This window comes from Morganella sp. EGD-HP17 (assembly GCF_000512315.2).
GTDB lineage: Bacteria > Pseudomonadota > Gammaproteobacteria > Enterobacterales > Enterobacteriaceae > Morganella > Morganella morganii.
Genome location: NZ_AZRH01000002.1, coordinates 204,592 through 217,914 on the forward strand (window position 1 = coordinate 204,592; position 13,323 = coordinate 217,914).

Annotated in this window: 12 protein-coding genes; 6 read left to right on the forward strand and 6 right to left on the reverse strand. The window is 52.2% G+C overall.

Features of this window, described 5'->3' with window-relative positions; translation table 11 throughout:
- Window positions 1-19: 19 nt before the first annotated feature.
- Together udk and apbC are read right to left on the reverse strand one after the other, a co-directional pair.
- Window positions 20-664, reverse strand: coding sequence for a uridine kinase (gene udk / locus X965_RS03355; RefSeq protein WP_004235746.1), 645 nt, complete (start codon window positions 662-664; stop codon window positions 20-22).
- 271 nt (window positions 665-935) lie between these two features.
- The gene (gene apbC, locus X965_RS03360; RefSeq protein ID WP_004235745.1) at window positions 936-2,048 is read right to left on the reverse strand and encodes an iron-sulfur cluster carrier protein ApbC; all 1,113 of its coding nucleotides are present in this window, start codon (window positions 2,046-2,048) and stop codon (window positions 936-938) included.
- Between the two features lie 256 nt (window positions 2,049-2,304).
- On the opposite strand from apbC, the gene metG reads away from it, so the two are divergent.
- The 6 genes from metG to sanA all read left to right on the forward strand — a co-directional run bounded on the left by metG (window position 2,305) and on the right by sanA (window position 9,434).
- Complete coding sequence (metG, locus tag X965_RS03370; protein ID WP_036417035.1) at window positions 2,305-4,338, forward strand: methionine--tRNA ligase; 2,034 nt, start codon at window positions 2,305-2,307, stop codon at window positions 4,336-4,338.
- 124 nt (window positions 4,339-4,462) lie between these two features.
- On the forward strand, window positions 4,463-4,915 hold the full coding sequence (locus tag X965_RS03375) for a CidA/LrgA family protein (protein ID WP_004241694.1): 453 nt from the start codon (window positions 4,463-4,465) through the stop codon (window positions 4,913-4,915).
- A complete protein-coding gene (locus X965_RS03380; protein ID WP_004241693.1) occupies window positions 4,909-5,604 on the forward strand; it encodes a CidB/LrgB family autolysis modulator in 696 nt (231 codons plus the stop codon). Before X965_RS03375 ends, X965_RS03380 begins: the two co-directional genes overlap by 7 nt.
- 131 nt (window positions 5,605-5,735) lie before the next feature.
- Window positions 5,736-6,620, forward strand: coding sequence for a cytidine deaminase (gene cdd / locus X965_RS03385; RefSeq protein ID WP_036417038.1), 885 nt, complete (start codon window positions 5,736-5,738; stop codon window positions 6,618-6,620).
- Window positions 6,621-6,818: 198 nt separating this feature from the next.
- Complete coding sequence (locus X965_RS03390; protein WP_004235738.1) at window positions 6,819-8,516, forward strand: NAD-dependent malic enzyme; 1,698 nt, start codon at window positions 6,819-6,821, stop codon at window positions 8,514-8,516.
- A 150-nt stretch (window positions 8,517-8,666) separates the two neighbouring features.
- On the forward strand, window positions 8,667-9,434 hold the full coding sequence (gene sanA / locus X965_RS03395) for an outer membrane permeability protein SanA (RefSeq protein WP_036417154.1): 768 nt from the start codon (window positions 8,667-8,669) through the stop codon (window positions 9,432-9,434).
- A gap of 7 nt (window positions 9,435-9,441) precedes the next feature.
- Here the strand turns inward: sanA and yeiB are convergent, their stop codons facing one another.
- The 4 genes from yeiB to X965_RS03415 form a co-directional block, all read right to left on the reverse strand.
- A complete protein-coding gene (gene yeiB, locus X965_RS03400) occupies window positions 9,442-10,593 on the reverse strand; it encodes a DUF418 domain-containing protein YeiB (RefSeq protein WP_036417041.1) in 1,152 nt (383 codons plus the stop codon).
- A 3-nt stretch (window positions 10,594-10,596) separates the two neighbouring features.
- Window positions 10,597-11,256 carry a GTP cyclohydrolase I FolE gene (gene folE, locus X965_RS03405; RefSeq protein WP_004235735.1) on the reverse strand — a complete coding sequence of 220 codons (660 nt, stop codon included), beginning with the start codon at window positions 11,254-11,256 and terminating at the stop codon, window positions 10,597-10,599.
- Window positions 11,257-11,481: 225 nt separating this feature from the next.
- On the reverse strand, window positions 11,482-11,670 hold the full coding sequence (locus X965_RS03410; protein WP_036417043.1) for a hypothetical protein: 189 nt from the start codon (window positions 11,668-11,670) through the stop codon (window positions 11,482-11,484).
- Between the two features lie 408 nt (window positions 11,671-12,078).
- A complete protein-coding gene (locus tag X965_RS03415) occupies window positions 12,079-13,248 on the reverse strand; it encodes a YbfB/YjiJ family MFS transporter (protein ID WP_036417047.1) in 1,170 nt (389 codons plus the stop codon).
- Window positions 13,249-13,323: the final 75 nt, after the last annotated feature.

The following is a 13,323-nucleotide window of genomic DNA, read 5'->3' on the forward strand; positions in this document are numbered from 1 at the left end:
ATTAATCGTTGTCGGCGGCTTACTCGCAGAACTGACTGATTTTGGCTTTCAGAATATCAATCGCTACGCGGTTTTTACCGCCCCGCGGCACTATGATATCAGCATATTGTTTTGTTGGTTCAATAAATTGCAGGTACATCGGACGGACGGTTTTATTGTACTGTGCAATCACCGAGTCCAGTGTGCGTCCGCGCTCATTCACATCACGGCGGATGCGGCGCATCAGGCAGATATCCAGCGGGGTGTCGACGAAAATGGAGAAGTCCATCTGCTCGCGCAGACGTTTGTCTGTCAGCAGCAGGATGCCCTCAAGAATAATCACCCGTTTCGGGCTGAACAAAACCGATTCCGGTTTGCGGGTATGCTCGGCGTAATCATATTGCGGTAACTGAATCGACTTACCGGATTTCAGTGTTTTCAGATGCTGTAACAGCAGTTCGTGATCCATAGAGCCCGGATGGTCATAGTTGACCTTGATGCGCTCTTCCATCGGCACATCGCTCTGATCTTTATAGTAGCAGTCTTCCGGAATCACACCGATATTGTGATCGCCCACCTGAGCACGTAACTCGTGATAAAGCGTGTTGGCAATCAGACTTTTTCCTGACGCGGATGCGCCGGTGATGCCGATGATAGTGCACTGCTGCTGTGCTGTGTCAGCCATAATTGAAATAACCCGGTTTGAAAATAGGAGAGAAAAAAACCGAAACGGTCTGCTGCGGCCTCTTTTAATGCTTATCCGGCCGTGAGTAACAAAACGTGTCCGCCCGGCGCTGAATTATAGGGAGTAACGGCGTGAGATTCCAGCATAATCGGGCATCCGGCCTCATTATTTCGGGGTAACCGCTCTTATGGCCACCCGAAAAAAAGACCAGCACATCACTGCACTGGTCTTTTTGACTTTCCGGACGTGCCGGAGCAGAAATAAATTCCGCTTAAACTGCGCGGAAAGCGATCTCTGTCGGGATTTTATCCCCTTCCCAGAACATTTCTGCCGTCACATTTACGGCGATCTCACGGTAGATATCCGCAAACTCGCCATCCGGGTCACGCATCACCGTCGGCTGGCCGCGATCGAGGTCTTCACGCAGCGAGATATGCAGCGGCACCTGTCCCAGCAGTTTGGTGTGATAGCGTTCCGCCAGTTTCTCCGCCCCGCCGGTGCCGAAAATCGGCTCGACATGGCCGCAGTTACTGCAGATGTGTGCACTCATGTTCTCCACAATCCCCAGAACCGGCACGTTCACTTTCTTGAACATGACGATACCTTTCATGGCATCCACCAGCGCGATATCCTGCGGAGTGGTCACCACCACCGCACCGGTGACAGGGATGTTCTGTGAGAGGGTCAGCTGGATATCACCGGTACCCGGCGGCATATCGATGACCAGATAGTCCAGATCCGGCCACAGGGTATCCTGTAACATCTGCATCAGGGCTTTACTGGCCATCGGGCCGCGCCAGACCATGGCGTTATCATCTGTCACCAGATAGCCGATAGAGTTAGAGGCCAGGCCGTAAGCCATAATCGGGGCCATATGCTGGCCGTCCGGTGAGGTCGGGCGCTCTTTGGTGGTGCCCAGCATGTTCGGGATGGACGGGCCGTAAATATCCGCATCGAGGATACCGACTTTCGCCCCTTCCGCCGCCAGTGCCAGCGCAAGGTTAACCGCGGTACTGGATTTACCCACACCGCCTTTGCCGGAGCTGACCGCCAGAATATTGCGGACACCGTTAATGCCCGGCAGATCATTGGCCCGGCGCAGTGTCGCGATATCATGACGCAGTTTCCAGTCCACCGCCGCCGCACCGGTCACTTTGCGTAATTCTTTGGTTTTTGCTTCAATCAGTGCTTCAAACGGGCGCTTCCAGACAAACGGCATCACCAGCTCAACATGCAGCACATCATCCAGCATTGCGCAGTGATTCAGCGCTTTGATGGCAATCAGGTTGCGTTTGAGTGTCGGATGCTCAAATGTCGCCAGTACCTGCGCGACCTGGTCGTTCAGCAATTCAGGGTTCATCTCCCCGGGGGATTTCGCATTCATCCCGGCTCCTTAAATTTATCGTTTTTATTGCCTGTAACTATCGGCTTCAATGATAGCAGAAGCCAACTGATTAATTTAGTCATTCCGCGCAAACCCGCACAAAACAAATCCCCTGCAATCAGCAGGGTTATCGCCGGATGTTCACGGCAGAAAAAAGTCCGGAAAACCACACACAAAGCCGGATTACTGCTGGCAGGGGTGGGCGGGATCGGTTAACATCAAAGACCCTTTATTATTTGAGGAAGTGAAATACTCTATGTCTCAGATCGCTAATAAAATTTTGGTAACCTGTGCGTTGCCATATGCAAACGGTTCAATCCATCTCGGTCATATGCTGGAACATATCCAGGCTGATATTTGGGTCCGTTTTCAGCGAATGCGCGGCAAAGAGGTTCACTTCATCTGCGCCGACGATGCTCACGGCACCCCGATTATGCTCAAGGCACAACAGCAGGGGCTCTCTCCTGAAGAGATGATCGCCAACATGAGCGTTGAGCATCAGAAAGATTTTGCTGATTTCGCCATCAGCTTTGATAACTACCACTCCACGCACAGCGAGGAGAACCGGGTGTTATCCGAGAACATCTATCTGGCACTGAAAAAGAACGGTCATATTGAAACCCGGACCATTTCCCAGCTGTATGATCCGGAAAAAGGCATGTTCCTGCCGGACCGCTTTGTGAAAGGCACCTGCCCGAAATGTAAAGCGGAAGACCAGTACGGCGATAACTGCGAAGTGTGCAGCGCGACCTACAGCCCGACCGAGCTGATTAACCCGCGCTCCGTGGTCTCCGGTGCCACACCGGTGCTGCGCGAAAGTGAGCATTACTTCTTTGATCTGCCGGCTTTCGCTGACATGTTACAGGCATGGACCCGCAGCGGCGCGCTCCAGGAGCAGGTCGCCAACAAAATGCAGGAGTGGTTTGATTCCGGCCTGCAGCAGTGGGATATCAGCCGTGATGCGCCGTATTTCGGCTTTGAGATCCCGGATGCACCGGGCAAATACTTCTATGTCTGGCTGGATGCGCCAATCGGCTACATGGGGTCATTCAAAAACCTGTGTGACAAACGCGGCAATCTCGATTTTAACGAGTTCTGGAAGAAAGATTCTGACGCTGATCTGTACCACTTTATCGGTAAAGATATCGTGTACTTCCACAGCCTGTTCTGGCCTGCCATGCTGGAAGGCAGCGGTTATCGCAAGCCGACCAACCTGTTTGTCCACGGCTATGTGACGGTTAACGGCGCGAAGATGTCCAAATCACGCGGTACCTTTATCCAGGCCCGCACCTATCTGAATCATCTGAATGCAGACAGCCTGCGTTATTACTACGCGGCGAAACTCTCTTCACGTATTGATGATATTGACCTCAACCTGGAAGATTTCGTTCAGCGTGTTAACAGCGACATCGTTAACAAAGTGGTCAACCTGGCATCCCGTACCGCCGGATTTATCAAAAAACGCTTTAACGGCCGCCTGAGTGCAACCCTGGCTGAACCTGAGTTATATCAGCAGTTTGTCGATGCTGAAAAAACCATCAGCGAAGAGTACACCAGCCGGGAATTCGGCAAAGCTATCCGCGAAATCATGGCGCTGGCTGATGTCGCCAACCGCTATATTGATGAGAAAGCACCGTGGGTGGTGGCGAAACAGGAAGGTAAAGATGATGAGCTGCACGCTATCTGCACCATGGGTATCAACCTGTTCCGCGCACTGATGACCTACCTGAAACCGGTGATGCCGGAACTGGCGGCCCGCAGTGAAGCGTTCCTGAATCAGGAACTGACACTGGACGGCATAGCCAAACCGCTGCTGGATCATCAGATCGCAGACTTCAAGGCCCTGTTCAGCCGTATTGAAATGGCGAAAGTGGAAGAGATGATTGAAGCTTCCAAAGAGGATATCAAAGCGATGTCAGCCAAACCGGTCAGCGGCCCGCTGGCAGATGATCCGATTGCGGACACCATCAGCTTTGATGATTTTGCCAAAGTTGATATGCGTATTGCACAGATCATGTCTGCCGATTTCGTGGACGGCTCTGACAAACTGCTGAAACTGGTACTGGATCTCGGTGGCGAAACCCGTCAGGTCTTCTCCGGCATCCGCCAGGCGTATCCGGATCCGAAAGCGCTGGAAGGCCGCCTGACAGTGATGGTCGCTAACCTCGCACCGCGCAAAATGCGTTTCGGGATCTCTGAAGGTATGGTCATGGCCGCAGGCCCGGGCGGAAACGAGATTTTCCTGCTCAGCCCGGATTCCGGTGCACAACCAGGTCAGCAGGTGAAGTAAGTTCTTCTCTGTACAATAAACTGAAAAAAACCTGCGCTCCGGTGCAGGTTTTTTTATGTGACCTATAGCACAAATAAAAAGTTAATTGTATGATGAATAGGTTCATCCAAGAAGGAACATTATCATGAAACCAAAACAGATAGCGGAAACCGGCTGGCGCTATCTCCGGGCATTTCTGATCCTGTATCTGTGCCTGTTTGCCGGCAATATTATCGCGGTGTTACTGCCGTTTTCCGTCCCGGGCAGCATCGTTGGCATGCTGCTGCTTTTTGTGCTGCTCGCACTGCAGATTGTTCCGGCGCACTGGGTTCAGCCCGGCTGTACCTTATTAATGAAAAACATGACGATGTTATTTCTGCCGATCGGTATCGGTGTGATGAACTATTACGATACCCTCAGCGCCCAGCTGCTGCCGATCCTCATCGCCTGTGTCGTCAGTACCTTTATCGCCATGTGTGCTGTGGCGCTGAGTTCTGAATTTATTCACCGCCGCCATGTTCCGGTTCCGGAACAACAGGAAGCCGATGCGGTTGCCGCAGCAGAACACACCGAACAACAAGAGAAACGCAAATGTTAACGCATATCTGGTGGTCGCTCCCGCTTACCATCGGCGTCTATTTTCTCGCCAGAGCTATCTATATCAAATTTAAGCTGCCGGTATTAAACCCGCTGCTGATATCCATCGTGATTATCATTCCGCTGCTGATATTCACCGGAACTTCATACAACCACTATTTTGAGGGCAGCCGCATCCTCAACGATCTGCTGCAACCCGCCGTGGTGGCACTGGCGTTCCCGCTGTATGAGCAGCTGCATCAGATCCGTGCACAGTGGAAATCCATCATCACCATCTGCTTTGCCGGGAGTGTGATTGCCATGGTCACCGGTACCGCTATTGCCTTTATGATGGGCGCGACACCGGAAATTGCCGCCTCTATCCTGCCGAAATCTGTCACCACCCCGATAGCGATCGCGGTGTCCAATTCCATCGGCGGCGTGGCGGCAATCAGTGCCGTATGTGTGATTTTCGTCGGGATCCTCGGTGCGATTTTCGGCCATACCCTGTTCAGACGACTGCGGGTCACCACCAAGGCTTCACGCGGTCTGGCAATGGGTACGGCTTCTCACGCCCTCGGTACCGCCCGCTGCGCGGAAGAGGATTATGTGGAAGGCGCTTACAGTTCACTGGCATTAATGACCTGCGGGATTATTACTTCTCTGATGGCGCCGTTTATCTTCCCGGTACTGCTGGCATTATTCGGCTGACCTGAAAATTTGAGCCCCATCTCGCAAATTCAATATTTGTTTCATTCGTTTCATAATGAACGTGATAAAAATCACGTTCATTATGTATAACTACCCGCTAGAATGATCTCATTGATAATGGAGGTCATTTTATGCAAAACCGCTTTCATGCAGCCCTGAACACGCTCCCTTCCCCGTTACAGACCCAGCTGACAGACATTGTTTGTGCTGATACGTTCCCGGGATACTTATCGGCCAAACAGGTCAGCGCACTCTGCAACGCCACAGATACTGATGAGGATGCACTTGCACTGACCATGCTGCCGCTGGCCGCAGCCTGTGCCGTGACGCCGGTATCCAGGTTTAATGTCGGCGCGATTGCACACGGATTGAGCGGTAACCTCTATTTCGGCGCCAATATGGAATTCTGCCATGTGCCGTTACAACAGACAGTGCATGCAGAACAGAGCGCGATCACTCACGCCTGGCTGCGCGGCGAGAAAGGTTTGCGCAAAGTCACTGTCAATTACACTCCGTGCGGCCACTGCCGTCAGTTTATGAATGAACTGAACAGCGGTACAGAACTGCTGATCCAGTTACCGGAACTGGCCGCTATGCCGCTGAAAACGCTGCTGCCGCATGCTTTCGGGCCGGTGGATCTGGGAATTGAAACCCGGTTATTTGACCAGGTGCATCACGGTTATCATTTCCTCGCCACCAATGCAGTGGTCGGAAAAGCACTCGAGGCAGCCAACCGCAGCCATGCACCGTATTCTCATTCCCACAGCGGTGTGGCGCTTCAGGACAGCCGCGGACGCATCTACAGCGGTGCTTACATTGAAAATGCCGCCTTTAACCCGGGACTGCCGCCGTTGCAGGCCGCACTGATCTTTATGAATATGGCTGGCGGCAACCTTCATGATATCCACCGTGCCGTGCTGGTGGAGGGCAGCAACGCCACGCTGTCACAGTGGGAAAGTACCTCTGCCACACTGAGCGCCCTGGGGTGTCAGGATATCGCCCTGTTCAGCTATTAATTCTGTCTTCGCTGAGGCTGATACCCATCTGTTCCGGGTATCAGCCTTTACGTGATTATTAAATATAAATCTATCCCGCCTCTCACTTTCACACATCGGCATCACTAATTTCGTAACAATTACTGTACATATTTTTCAGATAACTTAGGATCAGTGCGTCCTGTCTTAAAAATGTCAATTGGCAAAGAGTAGTCATACATGGAACTGGAATACGAAAGCAAACGTGCATTATATATTCCGTATGCGGGCCCTATCCTGTTAGAATTTCCGCTGCTGAATAAGGGAAGCGCCTTCTCCGAAGAAGAGCGCAGTAATTTCAACCTCCACGGCCTGCTGCCGGAAGCGGTGGAGACCATCGAAGAGCAGACTGAACGCGCTTATCGTCAGTATTCTGATTTTAAAAACGATACTGACAAACATATCTACCTGCGTAACATTCAGGATACGAATGAAACGCTGTTCTACCGCCTGCTCAATGCTCACCTCAAAGAAATGATGCCTATCATTTACACCCCGACTGTCGGGGCGGCCTGTGAGCATTTCTCGGACAGCTACCGCCGTGCGCGCGGGCTGTTTATCTCTTATCCGAACCGCGCTTACATTGATGACATGCTGCAGAATGCCACCAAGCAGAATGTAAAAGTCATCGTGGTAACCGACGGTGAGCGGATCCTCGGTCTGGGTGACCAGGGGATCGGCGGGATGGGGATCCCGATTGGTAAACTCTCTCTGTATACCGCCTGCGGCGGCATCAGCCCGGCGTATACCCTACCTATCGTGCTGGATGTCGGTACCAATAACCAGCAGCGCCTGAATGACCCGCTCTATATGGGCTGGCGTCACCCGCGTATCACCGGCGAAGAATATGATGAATTTGTTGATGAATTTATCAATGCGGTTAAGCGCCGCTGGCCGGATGTGCTGTTACAGTTTGAAGATTTCGCCCAGAAAAACGCGATGCCGCTGCTGGAACGCTACCGCGATCAGCTCTGCTGCTTCAATGATGATATCCAGGGTACCGCATCAGTCACCCTCGGCAGCCTGATTGCCGCCAGCCGTGCCGCAGGCGGACAGCTGAAAGACCAGACTGTTGCCTTCCTGGGTGCCGGTTCAGCCGGGTGTGGTATCGCCGAGCAGATTATCGCGCAGATGAAGTCTGAAGGCCTGAGTGAAGAGCAGGCGCGTGCCCGTATCTTTATGGTGGACAGATTCGGCCTGCTGACGGACAAACTGCCGAACCTGCTGAATTTCCAGAGCAAACTGATCACCAAAAGTGACATTATTGCAGACTGGGATGTGCAGAATGATGCGATTTCACTGGAAGATGTGGTCCGTAACGCTAAGCCGACTGTGCTTATCGGGGTTTCCGGTCAGCCGGGGCTGTTTACGGAAGAGATTATCCGTGAAATGCACAAAAACTGTGCGCGTCCGGTCGTCATGCCGCTGTCCAACCCGACCTCCCGTGTGGAAGCCCGTCCGGAAGATATTATCGCCTGGACAGACGGTCATGCACTGGTTGCAACCGGCAGCCCGTTTAATCCGGTGATTTATAAGGATAAAACCTATCCTATCTCCCAGTGCAACAACTCCTTTATTTTCCCGGGGATTGGTCTGGGTGTGCTGGCCGCCGGTGCCAGACGTGTGACTGACGGCATGATGATGGCAGCAAGCCGCGCGCTGGCTGAATGCTCACCGATGGTTGTTAACGGCGAAGGCTCACTGCTGCCGGATATCGAGGACATCAAAAAAGTCTCCCGTATCATCGCCAAACAGGTTGCCAAAGAAGCACAGATCCAGGGTGTCGCGACTGTGACCTCTGACGGTGCACTCGATGAAGCTATCGAACGTAACTTCTGGCATCCGGAATATCGTGTTTACCGCCGGACATCTTTCTGACGAATAACCGGTATTCTGCCGCTGAAAACCCGCACTTGTGCGGGTTTTATTCTTTTTTTCACCCTTGCCAGCCTTTCCCCGCTCAAGTAATCTTAGCCTTATGGTAACTAATTAGTGATAAAGGTCTCAGTAATAATGGGAAAAGCCCGGATATGGAAACGGATCATTCTGTGGATGCTGGCAGGTATTATTCTGGCAGCAGCAGCGGCTATTGCGGCAGATCGCTGGATTAGCTGGAAAACCGCGCCTTATATCTATGAAAATATCAATGACCTGCCGCCGAGTGAAGTCGGTATGGTACTCGGTACCGCTAAGTACTATAAAAACGGGACAATTAACCAATATTACCGGTATCGTATCCAGGGTGCCGTGAATGCATATAACAGCGGCAAGGTGAAGTATCTGCTGCTGAGCGGCGATAATGCCCAGCACAGTTACAATGAGCCGAGCACGATGCGCAAGGATCTGGTGAATGCCGGGATCCCGGCCAGTAAAATTGTGCTCGATTTTGCCGGATTCCGCACGCTGGATTCTGTGGTACGGACACGAAAAGTCTTTGATACCAATGGCTTTACGATTATCACCCAGCGCTTCCATTGTGAACGGGCGCTGTATATCGCGATGGAAAAAGGTATTGAGGCGCGCTGTTACGCGGTTTCCTCCCCGAAGAATATGTTTACTGTCCGTGCGCGGGAAGTGGTTGCCCGGCTGGGCGCACTGGCTGATTTATATATTCTCAACCGCGAGCCGCGTTTCCTCGGCCCGCAGGAATCGATTCCGGCACCACAAACGTTACCGGAGAATGTACCGTCATATCCGGCAGTGACACCGGAAGAGCTGAATGTGCTTTATCCGGAGCCACCTGCGGCACCGGAAAAACCGGCGGATAACACACAACCGGCACCCGCCGCGCAATAATCCGGTTTCAGCGGGCTGCCAGCTTATTGGCTGCCTGCCGCCATAACCACTCCACCGGCCCCTGAGAAAAATAACGCAGCCACAGGGTTGAGAACAGGATGTTGATCAGCCACATCAGCGGCACAAATGCCAGCAGCGTCAGGCGATCAAACTGACAGAAATAACCTAGGTACTCAAACAGTATCACCCCGCACACCGATTGCAGCAGATAACTGCTCAGTGCGGTACGCCCGACCCGCTGTAAACAGGCGGCAACCGGTTTCAGCTGTGGCTGCAAACCATAAAACAAAGCAATAAGCCCGGTAGTCTGTACCGGCTGCAAAATATCCGCCAGCGGATAACCAACAGTGCCCATCCAGAAGACACTCCAGTCGTTCAGGTATTCCAGCCACATCACAACCGCCTGCAGCAGCAGTGACGGGATCAGCAGCCACGCTGCCAGCCGCCGGTAATGAGACAGCGGATATGCCCCTTTCAGCCAGCCGTTTTTCATCAGTGTTGCGCCCAGCAGCATCATTGCCAGTAACTGCCAGCCATACTGAACCACCATCATCATCAGCATACCGCTGATGGTACTGATTCTGTCCAGCATGCCGGCAATACCACCGGTGTCGGCGATCAGTACTTCATAATCCAGCATTTCCTGCGACGGCTGCCAGTACAACAGTTTCAGCTCACCACCTTCCGATAACAGGAAAAACAGTAAAAACAATCCGGTCAGGATCAGCACCGGCACCAGCTTCAGCCACCAGCGGGAGGAAACATTATGGATGATCCAGCAGGCGGCAACGCCGGTCAGGCTGTACATCAGCAGGATATCCCCGTCCCAGAGCAGAGCGGTATGCAGCAGCCCGATCACTCCAAGCACCAGTAACCGCGCCATATTCCAGGGCTGGCTGTAACGGTTGAGCATCATCAGAGTGGCACCGAACAGCAGTGCAAACATGCCGAGGAATTTCCCCTGCACCAGCACACTTAATACTGCCCAGGTGGCGATATCTGTTGCGGACGCCGCCGGGGTGTACAGCGGGTTCAGATAGGCCGCAGACGGCAGCGCGAATCCGCCGATGTTCAGAATAAAAATACCGAGGATGGCCAGCCCCCGCACCATATCGAGGACATCAATACGGGCAGAGGCAGATGTGACTGAAGTATTCATCCGTTAAATATGACGGGCCGCGCGCAGGAATTCCTGGCGGGTATTCTGGCTGGATTTAAATAACCCGCCCAGTGAGGTGGTGGTGGTGGTACTGGTTGCGTCACGGATGCCGCGCGCTTTGACACAATAATGCACCGCGTCAATGGATACCGCCACATTAGTGGTGCCGAGCAGCGTTTGCAGTGCCAGCAGAATTTGCTGTGTCAGACGTTCCTGAACCTGCGGGCGCTGGGCAAAGAACTGCACAATGCGGTTAATTTTCGATAACCCGATAACGGTGTCTTTCGGGATATAAGCAACGGTGGCTTTACCGTCGATAGTGACAAAGTGGTGTTCACAGGTGCTGGTCAGCGTGATATCACGGACCGTCACCATTTCATCCACTTTCATTTTATTTTCAATCAGGGTGATTTTCGGGAAATTGTGATAATCCAGTCCTGAAAAAATTTCATCCACATACATCTTCGCGATACGTTTCGGGGTATCTGCCAGACTGTCGTCGCTCAGGTCGAGATTGAGCAGCTTCATAATTTCTGTCATATGCGCTTCAATCTGAACCTTGCGGGTTTCCGGCGGCAGTGTCTGCTCCCGCAATGGTGTCTCCAGCCCGCGTGCGATGAGCGCGGCGTGGACAAGTTCTGCTTCCCGGCTTAATGATGACATACCTTCTCCGACTATTTTTCAGGTGACTCCCGGTGCTGTGTTGCACCCGTCGGCTGGTCAATACCCGCCGCCCTGCTATTTTAGAGCAATACGTCGTTTTGTTAATTCATTTTGTGGTTTTGGTGATGAAAAGTTTGCACCGGAAATCCCTGTTAATAATGCGGATATCAGCCGGAATATCGCTGACGGAAACATTTGCCGGAAAAATGCCGGATAAAGGATGTGTTATATAACCTCATAACGAAGACGGGAAATATCCTTATGATCAGCAAAAACAATTTCTTCGTTATTCCGGCTGATATTTGAGATCATTACAGCACTGATATCAAATGCAACACCGGCGAACATCATTCCGACAGAGATAAACCCTGCACCTGAGACGGACAATAATTGTTCCTGATTTAATTCTTTCATAATTAACCTCTCAATTATTCAAATATAAAATACAGTATCTTTTTTGTCAGAGCATAAAACCCACATAAATAACAGGGGTGAGAAAGACATCGGTCATCACATTGTCCGGTCTGACAATGCGCAGTGACGAGTGCGTTACTGTCAGAGATGTCAGTATCATGCTGATACTCATGGACCACAATCGTATATCTTTCAGATCATTGATTGCCTTCTGAAGAAAATTGTTCTTTCTCATCGGGAATAACTGCCCTGTTATATTTTAGAAAAATGACTTTATGCCCTGAAAATTAAATAAAGCATAAACAGGCTAAGTTATAAAACCGTTTTTTTAATTATCCGTTTTTTATTTTTAATGAATAATAAAGATAACAGGATTAATAAATAATAACCCTGTTATCACTGAGATAATTATTCTTTTATATCGCTGCGATCACGGAAAATCAGCAAACCACCGGTAATCAGTGCCGCAAAGGCGACCCACAGCGCCGGTTCCAGTTTGCCGGTAAAATACGCGGAGACCGAGGATACCAGCGGGCCGCCAAGCTGCCCGACGGCATACCAGGTGGTCAGCAGCCCGGCCATATAGCGGCCGTGCTCCGGAGCCAGTTCGCGCCCGCACTGAAATGCCAGTTGCACCGCAGCCATCAGGCCGCCGCCGACCAGAAAGGCACTGACCGCCAGGCCGCTGATCCCGGGCATGACTTCCGCCGCCAGAATACCCGCAGCCTGTGCCCAGAGGGTGAGTGCCAGCCGCCGCTGCGGCGTGAAAAAACGCCGCGCAGCAATGGCAGCCACGATACCGGCGACTGCCGCTATCCCGAACACCGGCCAGACAAACTGGGCAAACAGGCTGCCGGGGAAACGTGCCGCCGCCATCTGCGATAAAAACGTGGCAGGCAGAATATAGCCGAATCCGGCCAGCGCATAGCTCCACAATAAACGGCGGATTTTTGGTGTCATCACTGGTTTACTGTGCGTGGAAGAGGAGGAGCTCAGTTCCCCCGGGCGCGGCAGATAGCGGCTGACATACAGACTGAAGACCAGTGCCGCAGCACCATAGATCCACCAGCCCTGCGAGGCGGTCAGTGATAAGCCCTGAATGCCGATAGCTGCCAGTCCGCACAGCAGAATTCCGGTACCGGTGCCGCCGTAAACCGCAACACTCAGTGCCGGACGGTTAAGTTTTGCCAGTGCGTCATTGGTCCAGGCAGCCGCTAATACCAGCGTCCAGCCGCTCGCCCAGCCGATAAAAAACCGTGCGATACTGTGCAGCACCGCCCCGGAAATCACCGCTGACAGCAGTGTGATAATCACCGCGCCCCATAAACCGGTCCACAGCCGCAGCTCAATACCGCGTTTTGCCCGCATGGCATCAAAGGATCCGGCCAGATAGCCGAGATAGTTCCAGGCAGCCACAATACCGGCAGTTGTCAGGTCAAGCTGGTGCTCATCAATCATCAGCGGCACCTGCGGGGTAAAAGCAAAGCGCCCTATTCCCATGGCCACCACCAGCGCAAGAAAACCACTGACTGCAATATGAAGCGCCGTTGTCTGACGGGCGGAGTGAGATGTCGTCATATGAAATGCAATATGTTAATAATTTGTAACTTCGTTATACCAAAAGAAGCCTTTAAAATGCAATAATGACTTCCG